Source organism: Streptomyces sp. NPDC021225 (genome assembly GCF_044332865.1).
Lineage (GTDB): Bacteria > Actinomycetota > Actinomycetes > Streptomycetales > Streptomycetaceae > Streptomyces.
On record NZ_JBIRPV010000005.1, the window covers coordinates 334,654 to 357,379 of the forward strand.

Genomic DNA, 22,726 nt, shown 5'->3' on the forward strand with positions numbered 1-22,726 from the left:
CCTTTACGTTCACCACAGGAGTTCCACCATGCCTGAAAGAAGGCTCCGCCGAGCCCGCGCGCGGGTCGCGGCGGCCCTCGGCGCCTCCGCGCTGATCGGGGTCACGGGCGTCGCGGCCGGTCCGGCCGGATCCGCCCAGGCCGCCCCCAAGGCGCCCGCCAAGGCCCCGGTCGCGGCCGCCGACTGCTCGGCCCCGTACCGGATCGAACAGAAGCTGGACGGCGGCACCACCTGGCGGATGTGCTGGCACTACGAGAGCAAGGCCGGGCTCGTGCTCGACGACGTCTCGTACCAGCCCAAGGGCGAGGCCGCCCCCATCAAGGTGCTGACCAGCGCCAAACTCGCCCAGATCCATGTGCCGTACGACGACGGCACCAATGAGTACGACGACCTCACCGGGCAGTCCTTCGCCCAGGGGCTCCAGCAGCTCGACCCGGCCGAGTGCCCCGGCGGCACCATCAAGACCGTCCGCGTCCCCGGCGCATGGGACCCGGACAACCCGGATGTGAAGGGTCTGTGCGCCACGACCCGCGCCCGCGGCCACGCCTACCGCATGGGCGGCGGCGGCCAGGACGGCAACAAGGTCTACCAGCTCCAGGGCAAGGACCTGCTCCTCTACACCGTCAACATGGTCGGCTGGTACGAGTACATCACCGAGTGGCGGTTCTCCGGCGACGGCACCATGACCATGCAGGTCGGCGCCACCGGCACGCTCTCCCCGGTCGACTACGACGCGGGCGACGGCCGCGGCTGGCCGATCGGCAAGGGCGCCAAGGACTACGCCACCAGCCACGCCCACAACGTCTTCTGGCGGCTGAACTTCGGCCTCGACGGCTCCCCGAAGAGCAGGATCGAGCAGTACGACTCCAAGACCACCACGGCCTCCGGACAGAATCCCAAGACCAAGACCACCCGCACCAAGGTCACCAAGGAGCTGGCCGGGGACGCGGCCGCGCAGCGCTGGTGGCGGATCGTGTCCGACACGGGCAAGAACAAGGACGGCCACCCGCGCAGCTACGAGATCGTGCCCGGCCACACCAGCAAGTTCCCCGGCCGTAGCTACACCAAGCACGACGTCTACTTCACCGAGTACAAGAAGTGTGAGCAGTTCGCCAGCCACAATCTGCGCAACTGCGGCGCCGGCGCGGGCAAGAGCGTCGACAAGTGGGTGAACGGCCAGACCCTCAAGCACCCCATCGTGTGGGTCAACATCGGCTTCCACCACATCGCCCGCGATGAGGACCAGGAGCCCATGCCGGTCCACTGGCAGGGCTTCCAGCTCGCCCCGCGAGACGTGACCGCTATGAATCCGCTCACGCCTTCTGCACTGTCCGATCACAACGGCAATACACAACAAGCAGGTTGACCGTAAGCTCGATCGATCGAGCTGCACCGCCCCCGTCCTCCGCAGTAGTCTGCGGTGATCGTTGGATGGGGGCGGAAGGCGGTGCGCAGGTGAGCTCGGGCGGGCTGGAGCTGCCCTCTGGGGACGCGGTTCCCGGGGGAGACAGCGCCACCGACACACCCCCCGGTGCGGTGTCCCTGGTACAGCCGGTGGAGATCGGAGCGGAACTGGACTGGGGCGCCGACGCCTGGGCCGAGGTGCGCACCCGCGCACGCCGGGCCGGGCGGGCCTACATCTGGCTGAACCTCGTCGAGCAGCGGCTGCGCGCGGTCGTGGCCGCGGTGCTCCGCCCCATCTACGAGCCGGTGCACAGCGACGACTGGGTCGTCGCCGCGGCCGGGCCGGCCGGGCAGGAGTGGGTGCAGCGCGCGGTCGCCGTGCGGGAGGTGAGCCGCCGCAAGGGCTATCTGCTGGACCCGGCGGACGACAACGTCCTCAGCTTCCTCACCCTGCCGCAGCTGCGCGAACTCCTCGTCCAGCACTGGCCGTGCTTCGAGCCGTACCTGGACGACCGGCGCGAGGTGGAGCTGGCCCTGGACGAGCTGGAGGTGGCCCGTAACGTCGTCTCCCGCAACCGCGCCCTGTCCGAGACCGTGCTGGCCCAGGCCGAGCGCGCCTCCGCCCGGCTCCTGGACATCCTCGGCAGCGGCACCGGCACCCCCTCCGCCGACCGGCTGCCCATCGACGCCGTCGAGGACCTGGTGGGGGACCGGTACGCGGATGTCGTCGGGGTCCACTCCGACCGGGTGCGGCTCCAGCGGCAACTGCCCGTCGAGGACCTCTTCGGCAACGCCCGCCGCCTCGACGCCGTCGGCATCGGGCTCAACCTCCTGGTCCAGAACTACTCCGGCCGCCGGATGGTCCGGCTGGCCGAATCCGGCTGCCGGGCCCGGCTGCTGTTCCTCAACCCGGCCAGCAGCGCGGTGCGGCGGCGCGAGCGCGAGCTGGGGCTGAAGAAGGGCGAGATGAGCCGGTCGGTGGAGATGAACATCCTCCACATGCGGCGGGTGCGGGCCCGGCTGCGCGACCCCGGCGCGTTCGAGATCCATGTCTTCGACGAGACCCCCCGCTTCACCGCCTACCTGGTCAACGGGGACGGCGCGGACGGCCTGGCCGTCGTCCAGTCGTATCTGCGCAAGGCCCGGGGCATCGAGGCCCCGGTGCTGGTGCTGCGCGGTGGCGGGCGCGGCCATGACGTGCTGCGGGACGGGCACGACATGAACCGGGACGGCGAGAACGGGCTCTTCGGCACCTACCGCGAGGAGTTCGAGAGCGTGTGGGCGGACTCCCGGCCGGTGTCCTGAGCAGCGTTGTCAGTGGCTGCCGCTAGCCTCCCGGCATGCCGGATGCCTACACCATGCTGTGGACCAACGACCTGTGCGCGTACCTCAAGAAGGAGGGGTACCAGGGCGAGCGCCTGGTGATCCTCTTCGGCGGGCCGTTCCAGTCGATGCCCAGCTTTGTACGCGCCGGCGTCAAGGAAGGCGACCACATCTACCCCGTGCGCGCCTTCCGCAAGCGGCTGTGGGCGCTGGGCCGCATGGAGGTCGGCCGGATCCTTCCGTACGACACGGTCGGCGAGCTCACCACCGACGAGGACTACGCCCGGGTGCTGCGCTGGCGGGCGCTGAAGGCCGGGGGCGGGGTGAGTGAGGTGCTGCTCGGCCCGCCCGGCTCACCCCTGCGGTTCGACCGGGCGGTGCCGCCCGGCCTCCTGGCCTCCTTGACCTACCGCTCCCGGCGGGGCGAGCGCCGCATCAAGCACGTCGAAGAGGGCGAGCTGAAGCGCTCCCACAGCGTGCGGGGCATCTATCGGCTGGCCCCCGCGTCGGCGGCGGCCATGGCCGCGCTGGTGGCCGGCTGAGCCGGGCCGCCGGTACGGGCCCGGCCGGTGCGGGCCGCCCAGCGGCCGTCGGTGCGGGTGATGCGCACCGGATGGCCGAAACAGTCGCTGATCCGCTCCGTGGTGACCACCTCGTCGGCCGCCCCGGAGGCCAGGGCGCGCCCCTGGCGCAGCAGCAGCGCGTGCGTGGTGCTCGCGGGCAGCTCCTCCAGATGGTGCGTCACCAGCACCGTGGCCAGCCGCGGATGGTCGCCCCGCAGCGCGTCCAGGCTGTCCAGCAGCTGCTCGCGCGCCGCCAGGTCAAGACCGGTGGCCGGCTCGTCGAGCAGCAGCAGGCGCGGGCGGGGCATCAGCGCGCGGGCGATCAGCACCCGGCCGCGCTCGCCCTGGGAGAGGGTGGGCCACAGGGCGTCGCGCCGGGCGCCCATCCCCAGCGTGTCGAGCAGCCGCTCGGCCTGCTCCAGCCGGGCGGGCTCGGGCCGCCGGCGCGGCACGGTCTCGACGGTGTTGGTCAGCCCGGTCAGCACCACGTCCCGCACCCGCAGCGGGGAGCGCAGCGGATGGCGCGGGTCGACATGGCCGACGAGGGTGCGCAGCTCCCGCAGATCCACCCGGCCCAGCGTGTGCCCCAGGACCTGCACCGTGCCCCGGGTGGGGTGCGTCAGCGCGCCCAGCAGCCCGAGCAGGGTGCTCTTGCCCGCGCCGTTGGCGCCGAGCAGCGCCCAGTGCTCGCCCTCGCGCACGGTCAGCGAGACCGACCGCAGCAGATACCGGCCGTCGCGGACCACGTCCACGTCCTCGGCCCGCAGCACGGCGGAGCGGGTCATCGCACCTCCTCCTCGACCAGGGCCATGACGGACGCCAGATGGGCGGCGGTGGCCGCGACCGCAGCCGCGGCGTCGCCGCGCGCCAGGGCGTCCAGCAGCTCCGCGTGGGCGTGGGACAGGTCGGGCAGCCGGGTCTCGTACGTCACCATCTCCACCAGCGCCTCGCGCAGCACCGGCAGTACGGAGGTGAACAGGCCGAGCAGCACGGCGTTGCCCGACAGCTCCACGACCGTCCGGTGGAACTCCAGATCGGCGTCCACGAAGGCGGCGGGCCCGGCCCCGGCGGACTCCTGCCGCCGCTTCAGATCCGCCGCGAGCCGGGCGACGTCCTCGGGGCGCGTGCGGCGCGCGGCCAGCCGGGCGGCCTCCACCTCCAGGGCCCTGCGGACCTCGTAGACCTCCAGCAGCCGGGCGCGGCGCAGCAGCTGGGGCAGATCCGGCTCCCCGGCCGCCCCGGCCTGCTCGGGTGCGGCCTGCTCGGGCGCGGTCGGGGCGGCGAAGGTGCCCGAGCCGTGGCGTACGTCCAGCAGGCCGTCCCGGGCCAGCAGCCGTACGGCCTCCCGCACCGAGGACCGGCCGACGCCCAGCTCCGCCGCCAGCATCACCTCGTTGGGCAGCCGCTCGCCCGGCCCCCAGCGTCCCTCGCGCAGCATGTCGCGCAGCGCGCCCTCGACCTGCGGTACAACGCGCCCGTGCCGCAGCCGGGTCGGCTCCGCCGCCACGCCCCCACCTCTCCTGATCATGTTCCGGGGACCCTAGCACGAGTCCTCAGACGTCTGAGGACTCGATGCGTTGTCAGTGGTGCGTGGGAGGGTGGTTCACACCAGGGGGAAAGTACGAAGGAGGGCCGGTATGGGCTGGCACCGAGAGCTGCTGATCGGATTCGATCTGGAGACCACGGGCACGGACCCGGGGGAGTCCCGGATCGTGACGGCGGCCGTGGTCGAGGTGAGGGGCGGGGAGCCGGTCGGGCGGCGCGAATGGCTGGCCGATCCGGGCGTGCCCATTCCCGACGACGCCGTCGCCGTGCACGGCATCACCACCGAGCGGGCGGCGGCCGAGGGGCGCCCCGCGCGCGAGGTGGCCGACGAGATAGCGGAGGCGCTGGTCGCCCACTGGCGGGCGGGAGCGCCGGTGGTGGCGTACAACGCGGCATTCGATCTGAGCCTGCTCGCCGCCGAGTTGCGGCGCCATGGGCTGCCCTCGCTGGGCGAGCGGCTGGGCGGCGCCGAGACCGGCCCGGTCGTGGACCCGTACACGATAGACCGGGCCGTCGACCGCTATCGCAAGGGAAAGCGCACGCTGGAGGCGGTGTGCGGGGAGTACGGGGTGGTCCATGAGCACGCCCATGAGGCGGGGGCGGACGCACTGGCGGCGGTCCGCGTCGCGTACGCGGTCGCGGAGCGGCACGGCCAGGTGGCGGGTCTTGACCTGTGGGATCTGCACCGCAAGCAGGTCGTCTGGTACGCCCGATGGGCGGCCGACTTCCAGGCATGGCTGCGCCGCAAGGGCACGGCGGACGCGGTGGTCGACGGCAGCTGGCCGCTCCACGAGGCCGAGGCGGTGGCGGTGGCGGGCTGACCGGCCGCCGCGCTCAGAACGCGTACCAGCGGACCGTGGGGTCGCCGTCCCGCAGGGAGGCCACGCGGCGGCCGAACTCCGCGAGTGCCGCCGGATTGCCCGGCGCGTGCTGGGCGACCCAGGCGCAGCTCGCGATCTCCCGCGCGCCCCGCAGCACCGCGCAGCCGTCCCACTCCCGTACGTCCCAGCCGTAGGCCGCCACGAACTCGTCGTACGCGGCCGGGCCGAGCCCGTAGCGGTCCCGGGTCAGGGCCATGACGACGAGGTCGTGTTCGCGCAGGTCGTACGAGAAGGTCTCCAGGTCCACCAGCACCGGGCCGGCTGGGCCGATGTGCACATTGCGCGGCAGCGCGTCGCCGTGCACCGGGCCGGGCGGCAGATGTGGGGTCAGCTCCGCGGCGGCCGCCGCGGCGTCGTCCCGGCGGGCGCGCAGATACGCCGCGTCCGCCGGGTCGATCGCGTCCCCGGCCAGCCGCAACCAGCGCTCCACGCCGCCCAGCAGATCACGGCCGGGCAGGGCGAAGGGCGGCTCGGGCAGGGCGTGCACCAGCAGAAGCAGCTCGGCGAGGTCGCGGGGGCCGGCGGGGCGTACGGACTCGGGGAGCTGCTGCCAGTAGGTGACGAGGTGGCCCCCGAAGGGGAGGGGCTGCTCCGGGCCGTAGCGGCGGTCCGGCCGCACCGCGGGCAGGCCCTCGCGCGCCAGCCAGTCGGCGACCTGGAGCTCCCGGGCGGCCCGGTCCCACACCTCCAGGTCGCGGCTGATCCGCACCACGAGGGACAGGCTGTCGACGGCGAAGACGGCGTTCTCGCCGAGCGCCAGCAGCCGGGCCTCGGCGGTGCCCGCCCGGTACGGCGGCAGCGCGGCGCCGAGCACGGCGCGCGCCCGCGCCTCGGTCAGCGTCGTGGTGCCCATGCCGTGCCTCCCAGACGTGTTCGCGGTGGGGTTCTTGCCCCCACCCGCCCCTTCCCGCGACGGGGGCAAGCCCCCGGCCCCCGGCCCCCGGACGCCCGGGCGGTCCCATCACGCTGCCCGGCGCGGCGCGCTCCAGGCTACGGGGCCGGGCGGGCATCTCCGGGCCGGGGCGGCCCTGCGCCTCGGGGGCACGCCACGGAGCGTCCGGGGTCGGGGGCGGAGCCCCAATGGGGGCCGGGGCAGGGCCCCAGCGGGGCGGGGGCAGGGCCCAGCGGGGGTTGGGGCGGAGCCCCAATGGGGGCCGGGGCGGAGCCCCGGATCGGGAAGGGGCGGGGTGGGGAAACAACCCCGCCGCCCAACTCCCTTACCCCTCACCTTGATCCAAACGCTTGACTGCGCCGCGCCCCCTCCGCACGATGACGTGGGCCTCCGCACCGGGCGCCCCAGTTCAGCCGTACCGCCGCGCCCGAAGGAGTCCCTCGCCGTGACATCAATGGCCGCAATGGCGCGGCCGGGCAACAGAACACCGGACGGGAGGCGGGGCCACGGCGCGTGGTTCCTGGTCCTGCCCGCCCTCATACCGATCCTCGTCCTCAGCGTCGGCCCCCTCCTCTACGGGATCGCGCTGGCCTTCACCGACTCCCAGTCGGGCCGCACCCGGCCCACCCAGTGGATCGGCCTGCTCAACTTCCAGGACCTGCTCCAGGACCGGCTCTTCTGGGAGTCGTTCGGCATCGGGCTGCAATGGGCGGTCGGGGTGACGGTCCCGCAGTTCCTGCTGGCGCTCGGACTGGCGCTGCTGCTCAACCAGAACCTCCGCTTCCGCTGGCTGGCGCGCGCCCTCGCGATCGTCCCGTGGGCCATGCCGGAGATCGTCGTCGGCATCATGTGGCGGCTGGTCTACCACCCCGACGCGGGTGTCCTCAACGAGGCGCTGGGCACCGACAAGAACTGGCTGGGCGACCCCGCCACCGCCCTGCCCGCCGTCATCGTGGTCGGCGTCTGGGCGGGCATGCCGCAGGTGACGGTCGCGCTGCTGGCCGGCCTGGCCAATGTGCCGCGCGAGCTGCACGAGGCCGCGGCGGTGGACGGGGCCGGGGCCTGGCGCCGCTTCCGCACCGTCACCTGGCCCGCCATCAGGCCGATAGCCCTGGCCATCAGCGCGCTGAGCTTCATCTGGAACCTCAACTCCTTCGCGCTGGTCTACGTCCTGACCAACGGCGGCCCCGGGGGCCGCACCCGGCTGCCCATGCTCTTCGCGTACGAAGAGGCTTTCCGCTACGGCCAGTTCGGCTACGCGGCGGCGATGGGTTGTGTGCTGGTCGCGGTCGTCTCCGTGCTGCTCGCCGTGTATCTGGCCGGGCGGCTGAAGGGAGAAGACCGGTGAAGCGGCAAACGGCCGCCAAGCGCACGGCCCGCGCCGGCCAGTACCTCGCGCTGCTGTGCTACCTCGGCTTCCTCGTCCTGCCCCTCCTGTGGCTGATGTCCACCGCCTTCAAGCCGCCCCGCGAGCTGGCCACCCTCGACCCCGGCTGGATCCCCGACCGCCCCACCCTGGACAACTTCCGCCAGGCGTTCGACGAGCAGCCGCTGCTCCAGGCCGCGGCCAACAGCCTGGTCGCCGCCGCCTGCGCCGCCGTGTTCGCCGTCGTCGTCGCGACCCCGATGGCGTATGTGATGGCCCGCCACCGGTCCGCGCTGTCCCGCGCGGCCACCGGCTGGGTCGTGGTCAGCCAGGCGTTTCCGGTGGTGCTGGTGATCATCCCGCTGTTTCTGGTCCTCAAGAACCTCCGCCTGATCGACTCCCTCGCGGGCCTGGTGGCGGTCTACGTGGTGTGGGCGCTGCCGTTCGCGCTGTGGATGCTCACCGGGTACGTCCGCGCCGTGCCGCGCGAGCTGGAGGAGGCCGCGGCCGTGGACGGCGCGGGCCGGGCGCGGATCCTGGTCTCGGTGACCGCCCCGCTGCTCGCCCCGGGGATCGTGGCCACGGCCCTGTTCGCCTTCATCACGTCCTGGAACGAGTTCTTCTTCGCCCTGGTCCTGCTCAAGTCGCCGGAGAAGCAGACCATGCCGGTCATCCTCACCCACTTCATCGGCGCGGAGGGTGTGGCCGACCTCGGCCCGCTCGCCGCGGCCGCGCTGCTCGCCACGATCCCCTCCCTCGTCCTCTTCGCCGTCATCCAGCGGCGGATCACGGGCGGGGTGCTGGCCGGGGCGGTGAAGCACTGATGCGCCGCAGGCACTTCCTCGCCGGGGCGCTGGCCGCGCCCGCCTCCGCCGCTCTGCTGCCGGCCTGTTCTGCGGGCCGCCGCCGCTCCGCCGACGGCACGGTCACCCTCCGCTTCCAGTCGCTGGCCTGGCAGCAGGAGTCCGTGGCCGCGAACAAGCAACTGGTCGCGGAGTGGAACGAGGCCCATCCGAAGATCCGGGTCGAGTACGTCCAGGGCAGCTGGACCGGCGTCCACGATCAGCTGCTGACCGCCTTCGAGGGCGGCGATCCGCCCGACATCATCCACGACGCCACCGACGACCTCGCGGACTTCGCGTACGGGGGCTCGCTTGCCGACCTCACCGATCTGCTGCCCCGGCGCCTCAGGGAGGACATCCCGCCCGAGAGCTGGCGCACCGCGACGTTCGGTGACGGCGTCTTCGGCGTGCCGTTCCTCCAGGAGCCGCGGGTGATCATGGCGAACCGGGCCCTGCTGGAGGCGGCGCGGGTGCGGGTCCCGACCGCCCGGGACCCCTGGAGCTGGGAGGAGTTCGAGGAGGCCGCGAAGCGGCTGACGCGCAAGGGCACCTACGGCGTGGCCTGGCCGCTCAAGGAGCCCGTCTCCGCGACCCTCAACCTGTCCCTGTCCACCGGCGGCCAGGTCTTCCACCGGGGCGCGGACGACAAGGTCACCATCCGCTTCGACGCCGCCGACCAGGCCGTCCCCGCCGTCATCCACCGGCAGCTGGGCGCCGACGGCACGGGCGCCCGGGCCACCTTGAGCATGGGCGGCTCGGACACCCTGCCCGGCTTCTTCGGCGGCAAGTACGCGATGGTGCCGCTCGGCTTCTCGTACCGCCAGCAGATCGTGCAGCAGGCGCCCGAGGGCTTCGAGTGGACCGTCCTCCCGGCGCCCGCCGGGCCCGGGGGAGAGCAGCGGCAGGGCGTCAGCCCGCAGACGCTGTCCATCGCGCAGGACAGCCCGTACAAGGAGGAGGCGGCCCGCTTCATCGACTTCTTCCTCCGGCCGCGCAACATGGTGCGGCTGGCGCGCGGCGACTGGCTGCTGCCGACGGGCACGCGCGCCCTGGCCGACCCCGCGCTGCGCACCCGCGAGCACGGCTGGGCGACCGGCGCGGCCCTGGCGAGCGCGCTGCGCCCGGCGCCCGCCCAGGCGGTCCGGGGCTATCCGGAGTGGAAGGACAAGATCGCGACACCGGGGCTTCAGGAGTACTACGGCGGCGAGATCGGGATGGAGGAGCTGAGGGACAGGCTGGTGAAGGACGGAAACCTGGTGCTCGCCCGCTACCAGCGATAGCGATCGCGACCGGCGCGGCGGACAGCACCAGGTTCAAGTTGCACGAGACGTATCGTCTCGCTTAATGTCACGGCCGTGGCCGAACCCTTCGACGCCCTGCTGTGCCCGCTGTGCGGCGACGGCCTCCGTCCCTCCGCCGGGTCGCTCGGCTGTCCCCGCGGCCACGCCTTCGACATCGCCCGCCAGGGATACGCCAGCCTGCTCGTGGGCGGCGCCTCCACCGCGAGCGCCGACACCGCGGCCATGGTCCGGGCCCGGGCGGCGTTCCTCGGGGCCGGGCACTACGCGGGTCTCGCGGGCGCCCTCGCGCGGCTCGCCGCGCCGCTGTGCCCGCCCGGCTCCACCGTGCTGGACGCCGGGGCGGGCACCGGCTACTACCTGTCCGCCGTGCTGGACACCGCCCCCGGCGCGGTCGGCCTGGCGCTGGACACCTCCAAGCACGCGCTGCGCCGGGCCGGGCGGGCCCACCCCCGCGCGGGCGCCGCCCGCTGGGACCTGCGGCGGCCGCTGCCCGTCCGGACCGGCTCGGTCGACGTGCTGCTCAATGTGTTCGCGCCGCGCAACGGCGGTGAGTTCCGCCGCGTGCTGCGGCCCGGCGGTGCGCTCCTGGTGGTCACCCCCACGGAGCGGCATCTCGCCGAACTCCGGCCCTCCATGGGCCTGTTGTCGGTCGACGCGGCCAAGGACGACCGGCTGCGCCGCACGCTGGACGGCCGCTTCCGGCTGGAGCGCACCGCGTCCTGTGACCGTACGGTCGCACTGACCACCGAGGACGCGGAGAACGCGGTCTCCATGGGGCCCTCCGCCTACCACCTCGACGAGGCCGAAGTGCGCCGCCGGGCCGCCCGTCTGCCCGCCCCGCTGCGGGTGACCACGTCCTTCCGGCTGGCGGTCTACCGGCCGGCCTGACGGACCGCGGCTTCCGACGGCAGGTCGGCGGCGGCCGTGAGTGAGTGAAGGCAGTAGGTGGCGAGTTCCCGGGGGGCGATGTCGTCCCGGAGTGCTTGGGCGGCCGCGGCTTGCGCGATCACATCTTCGAAGAGCCGGCTGAGGTCGCGCTGTGCCTGGACGATCGCTTCGCCGCGGTGGAGCAGCGCCGAGAGTTCCTCGGTGCCCTGGCCGCGTCGGCGGTAGGAGATGAGCGCGTAGCGCTCAAGGACCGCCCGAACCCGTTCGCCGGGGTCGGGGAGGCTGTCGCGGAGTTGGCGAAGCCGCGGCGCATCCTGGACGGCATCGCCGCACGCATCGAGAAGATCGGCAGACGTGACAATCTGCACGTGACCTGGCATCGTCCCGGCGCCGCCGACGCCGCCCCCGGCGTGGCGGGCGGGCCACCCGCCGCACGGTCGCCGCTCCGCGCCCACGGCGGGGCGATCGCCTTGTCCGCCGTCGCCCTGCTGGTCCTGGCCGTGCACCTCGCGGCCGGCCGCACCCTGGTGGACTCCTCCTGGTCGAGCTGGGCGCTCGTCACCGTCCTCGGCATTGTCGCGGTCAAGGCCACTGTCATCACGGCCGTGGTCATCCGCCGCCGCAAGGCCGCCAGGGCACACCCCTGACAGGCCGATGCCATGGACCAGCTCCCTCCGGGAGACCGTTACCGCGGAGGAAAGGTTGTGTACCGACTGCCTTGTGTCCTTTCTTTACTGCTTCTTACCGTCGAGTGAACTCTTGACTAACGCAGGAAAGTTGGACATGCGCGCAGACATACCGCCACTCGCCGAAGTACGTCGTATCACCGAGAAGAAGCGCGACGCGTGGTGGACCGTCATGCTTGTGGACCCGGTCGCCACACCGCTGGTCCGCTGGACCGCGATGCACACCCGCGTCACCCCGAACCAGCTCACCTGGGGCGCGTTCCTCGTGGGCCTCGGGTCCGCCGCCTGCTTCGCGCAGGGGGACTGGCGCTGGCTGCTGCTCGGCGCCCTGCTCTACCACGTCAGCTTCATCTTCGACTGCATGGACGGCAAGCTGGCCCGGCTGACCGGCGCCGGCTCGGTCTTCGGCGCCTGGCTGGACTTCGTCTTCGACCGGATCCGGGTCCTGGTCTGCGCGGTCGCGCTGATGGCCGGCCAGTACGAGCGCACCGGGGAGGTGCGCTACATCTGGCTCGCGCTGGCAGTGGCGGCCCTGGACGCGCTGCGCTATATCAACTCGCTCGAGACGTTCAAGATCCGGCACGGGATGCGCGAGCAGATCAAGGCCCGGATGGAGGCGGCCCGCGAGGCGCACAACGAGGCCGAGCTGGCCTTCATGGAGGACCTGCTGAGGGACAACCCCCAGGCCGACGTGGAGCACGACCGCGCCGTCGCGGCCGGGGCGGCGCGCGGGACGACGGTGGAGGTGACGACGGCGGAGGCGACGACGGCGAGGGCGCCGGCCGAGGCGACCGCACCGGAGGCCCCCGACGGGCCCGTGGTCGTCGATCTCCAGCGGTCGTTCCGCCGCCGCTTCCCCTGGTGGACGCGGTGCCGCTCGTTCCTTCAGCGGCACCGCGTCCGCGCTCATCTCGTCAGCGGTATCGAGTTCCAGATGGGCGTGTTCATCATCGGGCCCGCCCTGGACTCGGTGGTGGCGGGGACCGTCGTCTCAGCCGCTCTGCTGCTCGTCTTCGAGCTGGCCATCATCTACAAGCTGCTGCTGTCGACCCGGGACTTCACCCGCACCCTCAACTCCTTCGGCACCACCGCTTGAGCACCGCTCAGGCAGGCGTGCCGCTGAGCTCCTCGAACAGCACGAGCCACTGCCGCGGAGTCGCGTACGCCACCACGGCATCCCGGCCGAGCCCCGCCCGCCGGAACGCGGAGTCCAGCCGCCGGGCGGGGTGCGCGCGGCGCAGCGACGCGTACAGCGTCCCGCCGATGCCGGAGAAGCCGAGCTCGACCAGCCGCTCGTACGCGGCCCGCTCGGCCGCCCCCGTCAGCAGCGGCCGCGGGCGCCGGGTCAGCCGCATGATCCCGCCGTCGACCCTCGGCACCGGCCGGAAGGCGGCGCGCGGAACCCGCCCGCACATCCGCCACTCGACATCCGGCCAGGTCCGTACGGTCAGCAGGCTCCAGCGGCCGAAGTCCCCGGTGCGCTTGCGGGCGTACTCCAACTGCGTCAGGAAGGTGGCCGAGGTCAGCCGGGGCGCCCGCAGACACCAGTCGACGATCTCGGCGGTGCGGGCGTAGGGCACATTGCCGACCACCGCGAAGGGCTCCAGCGGGGGCCGTGCGGTCAGGAAATCCCGGTGCACCACGCGCACATGGGGGTGCCCGGCCAGGCGCAGCCGCAGGCCGGGGATGAGGTGGGGGTCGATCTCGTAGCCGATGAGCTCGCGGCAGTGCGGCGCGAGCGCCGCGGTGAGCGCGCCCTTGCCCATGCCGACCTCGACCACCAGGTCGCCGGGGCCGGGCCGCGCGGCCCGCACCACGCGGGCGACGGAGGCCGGGTCGACCAGGAAGTTCTGCGAGAGCGTACGGCGCGCCAGATCGCGTTCGGAACAGCGCGGGTTTCGGGATGGAGTTCGCTTGCGGGCCACAGCCGGCGGTCCTTTCGGAGCCGGGCGGGCGGCAGCAGCACGGAACGGGCCCTGCCGCCCGTCCCGGAGTGAATGATTCCTGGACTGGCGGGGGCCCTGGCCGAGGGCGTGCGGAAGCGAGCCGTAGGGCTGTGAAGCCGGAGGCGATACCGCTACGAGGTGACGGAGCTACAGAGCTACGAAGGTACGGAGCTACGAGGCTCTGAAAGCCTCAGCGTCGGACAGGCGTCGAGCGCTCAGTGGCGAGCGGTCAACGGCTGGGGAAGGCGCTGGGCGCGTCCGGGCCGGCCAGGGCACCGGGGCCGCGCCGCGGGCGGCGGGTGAGCAGGAGAGAGGCGTTCACACACGCTGCCCGGGCGAAGCCCTGGGAGTCGCGGATGAACGCGCCGATCAGAGATCCCATCGGTGAGTGCCTTCCGCGCGCGTGCGTCGTTCCTGTCTGCCGTCCGTGCCGCCAAAAACACGGAACCGGCCGCGCGGCACGAGGGCCACGCGACCGGTTCACCGTAGGGACGCGCCCTAGCGGGCCGCAACCGATTTACGCTCCGGCTCCGGCTCCGGCTCCACCCCGGCGGCCGGCGCCGCCGCCACGGCCGGCTCGTCGTGTGTGAGGTCCGGCAGCCACTGGAGCCAGCGCGGCAGGTACCAGTTGCGCTCGCCGAGCAGCGACATCACGGCCGGCAGCAGCACCCCGCGGATGATGGTGGCGTCGATGAGCACCGCGGCCGCGAGCCCCACGCCCATCTGCTTCATGCTCTGCATCGACAGCGTGCCGAAGATCGCGAAGACCGCGACCATGATCACGGCGGCGCTGGTGACCACGCCCGCCGTGGTGACCACGCCGTGCACCACCGCGTCCTTGGTGGTCCGCCCGGCCATCCGCGCCTCGCGGATCCGGGAGACCACGAAGACGTGGTAGTCCATGCTCAGCCCGAACAGGATCACGAAGAGGAACAGCGGCAGCCAGGACACGATCGCGCCGACCCCCTCCGCGCCGACCAGGCCCGCGCCCCAGCCGTGCTGGAAGATCGCGGTGAGGACGCCGTACGCGGCGCCCACCGACAGCAGGTTGAGCACGATCGAGGTGATGGCGACCGTCAGCGACCTGAAGGACATCAGCATCAGCAGGAAGGCGAAGACGACGACGAAGGCGAAGACCGGCGTCACGGCCGAGCCGAGCTTGTCGTTGAAGTCCTTGGACATGGCGGTGGAGCCGCCGATCGGCGCGTCGATGATGCCGTCGGCCTTGTCGAGCGTGTCCGGACGCACCGTGTCGCGCAGGATGTTCAGGCTTTTCTCGCTCTTGGCCTCGTCGGAGCCGCCGGTCAGCGGCACCTCGATGACGGCGAGGTTCTCGCGGTCGTGGAAGGCCACCTTCACCGGGCCCTTGGAGGCGCCCTTGGCGACCGCCTCGGCACGGAAGTCCTCGATCGCGGCGCGCACCGGCGCCGCGTTGATGTCATCGGCCTTGACGGCCACCTGGGCCGGGGAGGGACCGCCGGGGAACGCCTCGTCCATGTGCTCGTACGCGGCCACGATCGGCAGGGAGTTGCCGAACTCCTGGTCCAGGGTGAGGTTCGCGGTGTTCATGCCCACGGCCGGGACGGCCACGGCGATCAGCACACCGCCCGCCAGCGCCACCGACAGCTTCGGCTTGCGCAGCACCCGGGTCAGCACGGCGCGCCAGAAGCGGCTCTCGCCGTTGCTCTCCCGCTTGATGCGGCCCAGGAACGGCACCCGGCCCTTATCGACCCGCTCGCCCAGCAGCGACAGCAGCGCCGGGAGCACCGTCACCGAGCCGATCATCGCCACGGCCACCACCAGCAGGGTGGCCAGGCCCATCGCCTTGAACTCGGCGATGCCGGTGAAGAGCATGCCCGCCATCGCCACGATCACGGTGAAGCCCGAGACGAGGATGGCCCGGCCGGAGGTGGCGGCGGCTATCCGCAGCGCGGTCTGCGCGTCCCGGCCCGCGGCCCGCTCCTCGCGCTCCCGCCGCAGGTAGAACAGGCAGTAGTCGACGCCCACCGCGAGACCCACCAGCAGCATCACGGAGTTGGCGGTGTCGCTCATGTGCACGGCGTGGCTGACCACCGCCACCAGACCGGAGGTGGCCAGGAACGCGGTCATCGCCAGCAGGACCGGCAGCAGGGCCGCCACCAGCGCGCCGAAGGCGATCAGCAGGATGCCGAGGGCCACGGGCAGCGCCGAGTACTCGGCCTGCTGGAAGTCGTCGCCGAACGCGTCGTCGAACGCCTTCTGGCCGCTCGCGTCGCCGAACTGCTCGATCAGCAGGTCCTTGTGCTCGCCCTGCGCCTTCTTCACCGCGTCCAGCACCGGCTGGACGTGGTCGGCGGCCTTGTCGGGGTCGCCGCGCATATCGAACTGGACCAGCGCGGACCGCTGGTCGGCGGAGATCGTCTTCGTGTCGTACGGCGAGGTGACTTCGGTGACCTGCCCCGTGCCCTGTACGGCCTTGATCACGCCGTCGACGGCGGAGCGGAACGCCGGGTCGCTCGCCGTGACACCCTTGCCCTTCGCCTGGATGAGCACGGTCTCGCCGGCCGGGTCTTCAATGCCGACGTCGTCCAGAAGCTTCAGAACACGCCCGGACTCGCCCGGCATGGCCTCGCCGTTCGATACGTCCACCCGGCCCGCCATCGACCCGACGGCGAGGGCGAGGATGACGAGCAGCACCCACCCCCCGACCGCGGTCCACCGGTGCCGGGCACTCCAACTGCCCATGCGGGCCGCGATTCCGTGCGGCCTGTCCATGTGGCCTGTGTCCGCCACGACGTCCCCTTTTCCCCAGATCTCCCGGTGACGGACTCGCCGCCGCCCCCTGGACAAGACGCTATGGGGCGCGGGGGTGCCGTCCCATCCTGCTGTCCGGTGAACCCTCGGGCAGTCATCTCCACCGAAAGGAGGGGGGATATCCCCACCCCCAGGAAAGAGGCCCCTTACACGTAAAACGGCCCGCACCGGCCGACCTGAGCCTCAACCTCCCCTGTAATCAAGAACGTTGTTTACGTCACACATGGCCGAGGATCTTGAAATGACCGCGTCAATCGGTCAGGGTTTCGGGCAGGCCGGAGCGGGTCCCCACCGATGCTCCGGCGCGTTGCAAGGCGAACTTTCCCCCCACAACCACACGAGGAGGATCCCTCGTCATGGCAGTTCACAAGCGAGTCAACGCGCGTCAACTCACCCTGGCCACGGCCGTTGCGGCCGCTGTTGCCGCCGGTGCCTTCGTGGCCGTCCCCGCAGGCGCGTCCACCGCCGCGCCCGCCGAGGGCAAGGTCTACGGCACCCAGTCCGCGGACGCCGTCAAGGGCAGCTACATCGTCCTGCTCAAGGGCGGCAGGAGCATCAAGGCCGCGGCGGAGGGCAAGGACCTCGCCCAGCGCTACGGCGGAACCCTGCGCCGCAGCTACGACTCCGCGGTCAACGGCTTCTCCGCGAGCGGCCTCACCGAGACCGAGGCCAAGCGGCTGGCCGCCGACCCCGCCGTCGACAAGGTCGTCCAGAACCACCGCTTCACGATCGACGCCACCCAGGACAACCCCCCGTCCTGGGGCCTGGACCGCATCGACCAGACCGACACCGAGGGCGACAAGAAGTACACCTACCCGGACGCCGCGGGCGAGGGCGTCACCGCGTACGTCATCGACACCGGCGTCCGCGTCAGCCACGAGGACTTCGGCGGCCGCGCCGTCTCCGGCTTCGACGCCATCGACAACGACGACGACGCGGACGACGGCCACGGCCACGGCACGCACGTGGCCGGCACCATCGCCGGAGCCGAGCACGGCGTCGCCAAGAAGGCCAAGATCGTCGCGGTCCGCGTCCTGGACGACCAGGGCTCCGGCACCACCGAACAGGTCGTCGCGGGCATCGACTGGGTCACCGAGAACCACCAGGGCCCGTCCGTCGCCAACATGAGCCTCGGCGGCACGGCGGATGACGCCCTCGACGCGGCCGTCCAGAAGGCCATCGACTCCGGCATCACCTTCGCCGTCGCGGCCGGCAACGAGTCCACCGACGCGGGCCAGGGCTCGCCCGCGCGCGTCAAGGACGCGATCACCGTCGCCTCCAGCACGGACGCCGACGAGCAGTCCGACTTCTCCAACTACGGCGACATCGTCGACCTCTACGCCCCCGGCTCGGACATCACCTCCGACTGGAACACCGGCGACGACGCCACGAACACCATCTCCGGCACGTCCATGGCCACCCCGCACGTGGTCGGCGCCGCGGCGGTCTACCTCGGCGGCCACCCCGACGCCACCCCGGCGGACGTGGCCAAGGCGCTGACCGAGGGCGCGACCCCGGACAAGATCTCCAACCCGAGCGCGGGCACGCCCAACAAGCTGCTGAAGATAGTGGAGTAGGACCAGCACGACCCAGTGCCGCCGCGCTCATCCCCCATGGAGCGCGGCGGCCCCATTCCCGGGCCATTCCCGGGCCGCGAGTGGCCCACCGTCCAGGGCCGGGAATGGCCCAGAGCGGTGGGCCGCTCAACGGCTAATGTCCCACCCATGAACACATCTTCGAATACCGCCACCCGCACGAAGGTCGACCTCTACTTCGACCCCATCTGCCCCTTCGCCTGGATCACTTCGCGCTGGATCCTCGAGGTCGAGGGCCAGCGCGACCTCGACCTGCGCTTCCGGGTCATGAGCTTGTCCGTCCTCAACGAGGGCCGCGAGGACCTCCCCGAGCGCTACCGAGACCTGCTCGAGGCGGGCTGGGGCCCCGTCCGCGTCTGCGTCGCCGCCGCACAGAACCACGGCGAGGAGGTCCTGCGCGACCTCTACACCGCGCTCGGCACCCGCATCCACAACCAGGGCAACGAGGACACCGAGGCCGTGATCCGCGAAGCCCTCGCCGAAGTCGGCCTCCCCGCCGACCTCGCCTCGGCCGCGACCAGCACCGCCTACGACGAGGCCCTCCGCGAGAGCCACCACGAGGGCATGGACCCCGTCGGCGAAGACGTCGGCACGCCGACTCTTCACGTCGACGGCGTCGCCTTCTTCGGCCCGGTGCTGTCGTCCATCCCGCGCGGCGAGGATGCGGTGCGCATCTTCGACGGCGCCCGGCTGCTCGCGGGCTACCCGGACTTCTTCGAGCTCAAGCGGACCCGGACGGGGGGCCTGGACTTCAGCTGAGGTCGTCGAGCGCGCCGGTTTTCACGGTGCGTATGAAGGTGCCGAGCCGGGCTGGGGTCGTGCGGATGGCTGCGGTGGGGGTGTCGCTCTCCCGCAGCCATATTTTGCCGTCTGCGGCGGCCAGCTCGACGCAGTTTTCTTCCTCGCCGTGGCCCGAGAAGGATGACTTCCGCCACTCCATTGCTTCAGTCACGATCTGTCCCTTCAAAGTTCTACCGTGATGCGACGGATGAGATCGCGCGATTCCTCTGGTGGGAGAGCGAATCCGAGGGCCTTGTCGAGAAGTAGGCGAAACCGTACGAGTTGCGACTCTGCGTCCAGCAAAATCATCCTCAGCGCGTCTAGCTGTACGGTATCCAGTTTCGGTACTGGCCCACCTGCGTACAGCATGGAATTTCCGGCCCCGCCAAACCCGTCGACGTCGAACGGGATCACCCGGACAGTGATGTTCGGCCGTTCTGACTGCTCCAGCACGTACTGCAACTGGCGGCGCGCTACGTCCCGGTCGGCAACCCGTGTTCGTAGGGCGGATTCGCAGATGACCGCTTCGAACGAGGGAGGGGTATCGCGCTCCAGGACGCGCTGGCGGCGCATGCGGAAGTCGACCAACACGTCAAGGTGGTGTGGCGTTGGCTCGGGGAGCCCATAGGCCATGAGGGAGCGCATGTAGTCCTTGGTCTGTAGAAGCCCCGGGATGTAGACAGCCTGAAGCGTTCGCATGTAGCAGGAGCGGGATTCCAGCTCGGCGAGATCCAGCGCCCCGTGTGCGAGGTGGCCTCGGAACTCCTCCCACCACCCCTTGCCGCGATCCGTGGCCATGGCGGCCAACTCGGCGATCAATTCCTCTTCGAGGCAGGCGTAATGAGTCGCCATCTGCCGAACCCGTTCCGCGCTGATGCCCGCACGCCCCGACTCCACGTGGCTCATCTGGGCCGATGTCGTACCGACTCGCTCGGCTGCCTCGCGGGCGGTCATGCCCGCCGCCTCGCGCATCTTGCGCAGTTCGGCGCCCAGTCGCGCCTGGAACGCGGTGGGCTGACTCCTCAGTGCCATGCGGCCGTTCCCTCCGATCCATCGAGAGCCCGACAAACGCTCGTTGCGCCATCCAACCAGACAGCTCGGACATCGCCACAAACTTGTGGTGCACAAAGTTGTGGCGTACTGTGAGTGACGCACTCATCACACAGCGATGATCGGTGCAAGTCGAAAGCGTACGGCCCCCTCATGCCTGCTGCCTCGGCACCGGCATGTCCGAAGCGGGGGCATCGACACCTCTCGGAGGCCCACGTGGAGACACCTAACCCCAACCCACCGAGCCCGAACCACCCTCCGCTCCCGTTCCCGTGGGCGGACACATCCCCGGAAGCCTTCGACAAAGAGCTGTGCGACCTCGTCGTCGCCGTCGCGCCCCGCGTCTTCGCCGTCATCCAGGAATACGAGGTGGACCCGGGCGTGAAGGACGGTTGCGTCGCGGCCTGGGGCATGGCCTTCGACGACGGCTCCGTACGCGTCACCACCATCGACGGCACCCGCCAGTTCGTCCTCAACACGCCCGAGCGAGCGCTCCGGTGGTTCACCGGGCGCGGCGGCGAGGACGAGGTGTCGGCGAGGCTGGTCTGGCTCGGCCAGGCCGACGCCGCCGACTTCGAGCGCGTCGAGGCCGCCTGACTGCACAGTTAAGGGGCGAGGCGCGCTACCTCGCCCCTTGAACCCGCCGCAAACAGCGTGCGCGAATCGTCAAAGGCCGTGCGCGGAGTGACAAGGCCGGGTGCTGTAGCCCTTGGCATCCTGAGTGCCGAACACCCAAGGGCCCTCAGGTGGAACCGTTCGCACTGGTGTCGACCAGTGATCACAGAACCGACAACTCTGATCTCCAAGGAGACGACATGAGGGGCAATATCAAGCGAGCAGCCACGGTGGTCGGCGCGCTGACGGCCGCTGTCGCCATGCTGGGGCAGGGCGTCGCGCAAGCCGCCCCCCTCGGCCGCACAAGCGCGTGCGCCAAGTTCACCGGTGACTACACCTACTGGAGCGACGGCACCGGCTGGTACGGCTTCAGTCTGAGCGGAAGCATCACGCGAACCTGCTCGGGAAGCGGGTGGCACACCATCCAGGTGACCGGTGACAAGAAGGGGGGCGACGGGGAGTACTACACCACCGATGCAGTCAACTTGACGAAGGGCGAGAATTTCCCGATCAGGGACATCGGTGCATCCAGCGGGGTTAAAAACATCCGCATCGCGCTCCTCGATGGCTGACCACGCGAAGCCGCGATTCCTGAAGATGGGGAGTAGGTTGTGCGTATTCGTTATGCCCTCATCGGCGCGGCCTTGGGAGCTGTGCTCGCCCTCGGGGCGATAGCCGTCCCCGCCCAGGCCGCCTCGTCTCAGTCCGTCGCACAGTCGGCCAGCGTCTCCGTGGACGCCCCCGCCGGCGTGCAGGGCTACGTCTACGCGGGGCAGTACCTCACGGAATACCAGTGTGGACTCGCCGGCTACGGCCAGCCGTTCCCGTGGTACTGCCAGAGGTACGGGGCAGTGTGGTATCTCTTCATCAAGACATCCTGAACAAGGGTTTCTGAGCTGTGGCTCGGATCAGAGGTCGGTTCTGAAGTCGCGGTGGTCCCGCCGGAAGGCGGGGCCACGGCGGTTTGTGACCGGCCCGTCGGACTGGCCCGGAACGAGCGGTTGGCGGAGTTCCATCCGTACGACGGCGAGGTCCGGGCCGTTTCCCTCTCGTGGCTCGACGATGCGGGAGCCCCCGATCGTGGCGACGGCCTCGGGGCCGGGGGTCGGGCTCCGCTGACCGCCCGCCGAGGCGGCGTCGAGGCCGAGCCCACCCGCCACCCTCCAGAGCTCCCGCGTCGTCGAGCAGCGCGCCGGTCTCAGCGGCTCACGGCGGTCTCCCGTTCCACACGCGACAGCTTCTCGGGATTGCGCACGGCGTAGAGCCCGGTGATGAGTCCGTCGTCGAGGCGCAGCGCCATGACGGTGTCGATCTCGCCGTCGAGCCGGACGAGCAGCCCCGGGCTGCCGTTGACCTGTACCGGCTCGAGGGACCTTGCGGCGTCGCGCTGGTACGAGTGGGCGCCCAGCAAGAGGGCGGCCACCTTGCCGATCCCCACGACGGGCCGCAGCAGAGCGTGCCTGACTCCGCCGCCGTCGCTCAGGGCGACGACGTCCGGCGCGAGGATGTCGAGCAGGCTCTGTAGGTCGCCGGTTTCGATCGCTCGTTGGAAGGCATGGAGGGCGGCTCGGCTCTCGGCCGGGGAGACGGTGCCGCGCGGTCGGCGCGTGGCGACGTGTGACCGTGCCCGATGCGCGATCTGGCGCACGGCGGCGGGGGTCTTGTCGACGGCTTCGGCGATTTCGTCGTAGTCCAGATCGAACACCTCGCGCAGCACGAACACCGCCCGCTCGGTCGGCCCGAGCGTCTCCAGCACCAGCAGCATCGCCATCGAGACGCTGTCGGCCAACTCGATGTCCTCTGCCACATCGGGCGCGATCAGCAACGGCTCGGGCAACCACGGCCCGACGTAGGACTCCTTGCGCCGGCTGAGCGCACGCAGCCGGTCCAGTGCCTGCCGGGTGACGATCCGCACCAGGTAGGCACGCTCCTCCCGCACGGTGCCGGGATCGACGCCCACCCATCGCAGCCAGGTCTCCTGAAGGACGTCTTCGGCGTCGGTGGCCGAGCCGAGCATCTCGTAGGCCACGGTGAACAGCAGGTTGCGGTGGGCGACGAACGCCTCGGTGGCGGAGTCCACGGAGTCCACGCGGTCGGCACGATCGAGCGGCTCACCCGTGTCCGTGGTGCGTTCGCTGCGCTCGCTCATACCCGGCTCCTGCCTGTTCGCCCGTCGCACTGCCACACGCACAGGACGCCGGTCCCCACCGTTTTGTGACACCCGTGATCGGTGGCCCATGTCACAGTTCCGCCCTG

26 protein-coding genes are annotated in these 22,726 nt (G+C 71.4%); 15 read left to right on the plus strand and 11 right to left on the minus strand.

Annotated features, from left to right (window positions below):
- The first annotated feature begins 28 nt into the window (after window positions 1–28).
- The 3 genes from ACH4S9_RS23605 to ACH4S9_RS23615 all read left to right on the plus strand — a co-directional run bounded on the left by ACH4S9_RS23605 (window position 29) and on the right by ACH4S9_RS23615 (window position 3,269).
- The gene (locus ACH4S9_RS23605; RefSeq protein ID WP_311723583.1) at window positions 29–1,366 is read left to right on the plus strand and encodes a copper amine oxidase; all 1,338 of its coding nucleotides are present in this window, start codon (window positions 29–31) and stop codon (window positions 1,364–1,366) included.
- Between the two features lie 65 nt (window positions 1,367–1,431).
- Window positions 1,432–2,709, plus strand: coding sequence for an SAV2148 family HEPN domain-containing protein (locus ACH4S9_RS23610; protein ID WP_311723582.1), 1,278 nt, complete (start codon window positions 1,432–1,434; stop codon window positions 2,707–2,709).
- A 35-nt stretch (window positions 2,710–2,744) separates the two neighbouring features.
- A complete protein-coding gene (locus tag ACH4S9_RS23615) occupies window positions 2,745–3,269 on the plus strand; it encodes a hypothetical protein (RefSeq protein ID WP_358846137.1) in 525 nt (174 codons plus the stop codon).
- Here ACH4S9_RS23615 and ACH4S9_RS23620 read toward each other — a convergent pair.
- Together ACH4S9_RS23620 and ACH4S9_RS23625 are read right to left on the minus strand one after the other, a co-directional pair.
- A complete protein-coding gene (locus tag ACH4S9_RS23620; RefSeq protein WP_311723579.1) occupies window positions 3,215–4,075 on the minus strand; it encodes an ATP-binding cassette domain-containing protein in 861 nt (286 codons plus the stop codon). The two genes, ACH4S9_RS23615 and ACH4S9_RS23620, sit on opposite strands and share 55 nt — an antisense overlap.
- Window positions 4,072–4,797 (minus strand): FadR/GntR family transcriptional regulator, encoded by a 726-nt coding sequence (locus ACH4S9_RS23625; protein ID WP_398373762.1) that lies wholly within the window; start codon window positions 4,795–4,797, stop codon window positions 4,072–4,074. The genes ACH4S9_RS23620 and ACH4S9_RS23625 overlap by 4 nt, the downstream gene beginning before the upstream one ends.
- A gap of 130 nt (window positions 4,798–4,927) precedes the next feature.
- Between ACH4S9_RS23625 and ACH4S9_RS23630 the strand changes: the two genes are divergently transcribed.
- Window positions 4,928–5,656: a 3'-5' exonuclease gene (locus ACH4S9_RS23630; RefSeq protein ID WP_311723576.1), complete on the plus strand. Its 729-nt coding sequence runs from the start codon at window positions 4,928–4,930 to the stop codon at window positions 5,654–5,656.
- Window positions 5,657–5,669: 13 nt separating this feature from the next.
- Here the strand turns inward: ACH4S9_RS23630 and ACH4S9_RS23635 are convergent, their stop codons facing one another.
- Entirely contained in the window at window positions 5,670–6,569 is a 900-nt protein-coding gene (locus ACH4S9_RS23635; protein WP_398373763.1) for an aminoglycoside phosphotransferase family protein, read from the minus strand.
- Window positions 6,570–7,062: 493 nt separating this feature from the next.
- On the opposite strand from ACH4S9_RS23635, the gene ACH4S9_RS23640 reads away from it, so the two are divergent.
- From ACH4S9_RS23640 to ACH4S9_RS23655, 4 genes are all read left to right on the plus strand, one after another.
- Window positions 7,063–7,956 carry a sugar ABC transporter permease gene (locus ACH4S9_RS23640; RefSeq protein WP_358846180.1) on the plus strand — a complete coding sequence of 298 codons (894 nt, stop codon included), beginning with the start codon at window positions 7,063–7,065 and terminating at the stop codon, window positions 7,954–7,956.
- Window positions 7,953–8,798 carry a carbohydrate ABC transporter permease gene (locus tag ACH4S9_RS23645; RefSeq protein ID WP_311723574.1) on the plus strand — a complete coding sequence of 282 codons (846 nt, stop codon included), beginning with the start codon at window positions 7,953–7,955 and terminating at the stop codon, window positions 8,796–8,798. Before ACH4S9_RS23640 ends, ACH4S9_RS23645 begins: the two co-directional genes overlap by 4 nt.
- Window positions 8,798–10,096, plus strand: a complete 1,299-nt coding sequence (locus ACH4S9_RS23650; protein ID WP_398373764.1) for an ABC transporter substrate-binding protein — start codon at window positions 8,798–8,800, stop codon at window positions 10,094–10,096. Before ACH4S9_RS23645 ends, ACH4S9_RS23650 begins: the two co-directional genes overlap by 1 nt.
- A gap of 75 nt (window positions 10,097–10,171) precedes the next feature.
- A complete protein-coding gene (locus ACH4S9_RS23655) occupies window positions 10,172–11,005 on the plus strand; it encodes a putative RNA methyltransferase (protein WP_311723572.1) in 834 nt (277 codons plus the stop codon).
- Here ACH4S9_RS23655 and ACH4S9_RS23660 read toward each other — a convergent pair.
- Window positions 10,990–11,373 (minus strand): hypothetical protein, encoded by a 384-nt coding sequence (locus tag ACH4S9_RS23660; RefSeq protein WP_385347584.1) that lies wholly within the window; start codon window positions 11,371–11,373, stop codon window positions 10,990–10,992. The genes ACH4S9_RS23655 and ACH4S9_RS23660 overlap by 16 nt on opposite strands.
- Between ACH4S9_RS23660 and ACH4S9_RS23665 the strand changes: the two genes are divergently transcribed.
- On the plus strand, window positions 11,374–11,652 hold the full coding sequence (locus ACH4S9_RS23665; RefSeq protein WP_398373765.1) for a hypothetical protein: 279 nt from the start codon (window positions 11,374–11,376) through the stop codon (window positions 11,650–11,652). It abuts the gene before it with no gap.
- Between the two features lie 136 nt (window positions 11,653–11,788).
- The gene (locus tag ACH4S9_RS23670; protein WP_398373766.1) at window positions 11,789–12,787 is read left to right on the plus strand and encodes a CDP-alcohol phosphatidyltransferase family protein; all 999 of its coding nucleotides are present in this window, start codon (window positions 11,789–11,791) and stop codon (window positions 12,785–12,787) included.
- Window positions 12,788–12,794: 7 nt separating this feature from the next.
- Here ACH4S9_RS23670 and erm read toward each other — a convergent pair whose 3' ends face one another.
- The 3 genes from erm to ACH4S9_RS23685 all read right to left on the minus strand — a co-directional run bounded on the left by erm (window position 12,795) and on the right by ACH4S9_RS23685 (window position 16,391).
- Window positions 12,795–13,565 carry an ErmE/ErmH/ErmO/ErmR family 23S rRNA (adenine(2058)-N(6))-methyltransferase gene (gene erm, locus ACH4S9_RS23675; protein ID WP_385347657.1) on the minus strand — a complete coding sequence of 257 codons (771 nt, stop codon included), beginning with the start codon at window positions 13,563–13,565 and terminating at the stop codon, window positions 12,795–12,797.
- Window positions 13,566–13,866: 301 nt separating this feature from the next.
- Window positions 13,867–14,019 (minus strand): hypothetical protein, encoded by a 153-nt coding sequence (locus tag ACH4S9_RS23680; protein WP_311723567.1) that lies wholly within the window; start codon window positions 14,017–14,019, stop codon window positions 13,867–13,869.
- A gap of 116 nt (window positions 14,020–14,135) precedes the next feature.
- Window positions 14,136–16,391 carry an MMPL family transporter gene (locus ACH4S9_RS23685; RefSeq protein WP_385347654.1) on the minus strand — a complete coding sequence of 752 codons (2,256 nt, stop codon included), beginning with the start codon at window positions 16,389–16,391 and terminating at the stop codon, window positions 14,136–14,138.
- Between the two features lie 395 nt (window positions 16,392–16,786).
- Between ACH4S9_RS23685 and ACH4S9_RS23690 the strand changes: the two genes are divergently transcribed.
- Window positions 16,787–18,007: a S8 family peptidase gene (locus ACH4S9_RS23690; RefSeq protein WP_398373767.1), complete on the plus strand. Its 1,221-nt coding sequence runs from the start codon at window positions 16,787–16,789 to the stop codon at window positions 18,005–18,007.
- Between the two features lie 147 nt (window positions 18,008–18,154).
- Window positions 18,155–18,784, plus strand: coding sequence for a disulfide bond formation protein DsbA (locus tag ACH4S9_RS23695; protein WP_398373768.1), 630 nt, complete (start codon window positions 18,155–18,157; stop codon window positions 18,782–18,784).
- On the opposite strand, the gene ACH4S9_RS23700 is transcribed toward ACH4S9_RS23695, so the two are convergent.
- Both ACH4S9_RS23700 and ACH4S9_RS23705 read right to left on the minus strand, forming a co-directional pair.
- Complete coding sequence (locus ACH4S9_RS23700) at window positions 18,777–18,992, minus strand: DUF397 domain-containing protein (RefSeq protein WP_398373769.1); 216 nt, start codon at window positions 18,990–18,992, stop codon at window positions 18,777–18,779. The two genes, ACH4S9_RS23695 and ACH4S9_RS23700, sit on opposite strands and share 8 nt — an antisense overlap.
- Window positions 18,989–19,837, minus strand: coding sequence for a helix-turn-helix transcriptional regulator (locus ACH4S9_RS23705; RefSeq protein ID WP_358846125.1), 849 nt, complete (start codon window positions 19,835–19,837; stop codon window positions 18,989–18,991). Before ACH4S9_RS23705 ends, ACH4S9_RS23700 begins: the two co-directional genes overlap by 4 nt.
- Window positions 19,838–20,071: 234 nt before the next feature.
- Between ACH4S9_RS23705 and ACH4S9_RS23710 the strand changes: the two genes are divergently transcribed.
- The 3 genes from ACH4S9_RS23710 (at window position 20,072) to ACH4S9_RS23720 (ending at window position 21,351) form a co-directional block, all read left to right on the plus strand.
- Entirely contained in the window at window positions 20,072–20,452 is a 381-nt protein-coding gene (locus tag ACH4S9_RS23710) for a hypothetical protein (protein ID WP_385347563.1), read from the plus strand.
- A 218-nt stretch (window positions 20,453–20,670) separates the two neighbouring features.
- The gene (locus ACH4S9_RS23715; RefSeq protein WP_385347560.1) at window positions 20,671–21,042 is read left to right on the plus strand and encodes a hypothetical protein; all 372 of its coding nucleotides are present in this window, start codon (window positions 20,671–20,673) and stop codon (window positions 21,040–21,042) included.
- Window positions 21,043–21,081: 39 nt separating this feature from the next.
- On the plus strand, window positions 21,082–21,351 hold the full coding sequence (locus ACH4S9_RS23720; protein ID WP_385347557.1) for a hypothetical protein: 270 nt from the start codon (window positions 21,082–21,084) through the stop codon (window positions 21,349–21,351).
- 27 nt (window positions 21,352–21,378) lie between these two features.
- Here ACH4S9_RS23720 and ACH4S9_RS23725 read toward each other — a convergent pair whose 3' ends face one another.
- Both ACH4S9_RS23725 and ACH4S9_RS23730 read right to left on the minus strand, forming a co-directional pair.
- Window positions 21,379–21,630: a hypothetical protein gene (locus ACH4S9_RS23725; RefSeq protein WP_398373770.1), complete on the minus strand. Its 252-nt coding sequence runs from the start codon at window positions 21,628–21,630 to the stop codon at window positions 21,379–21,381.
- Window positions 21,631–21,668: 38 nt separating this feature from the next.
- Window positions 21,669–22,619 carry an RNA polymerase sigma-70 factor gene (locus tag ACH4S9_RS23730; protein ID WP_398373771.1) on the minus strand — a complete coding sequence of 317 codons (951 nt, stop codon included), beginning with the start codon at window positions 22,617–22,619 and terminating at the stop codon, window positions 21,669–21,671.
- Window positions 22,620–22,726 lie beyond the last annotated feature (107 nt).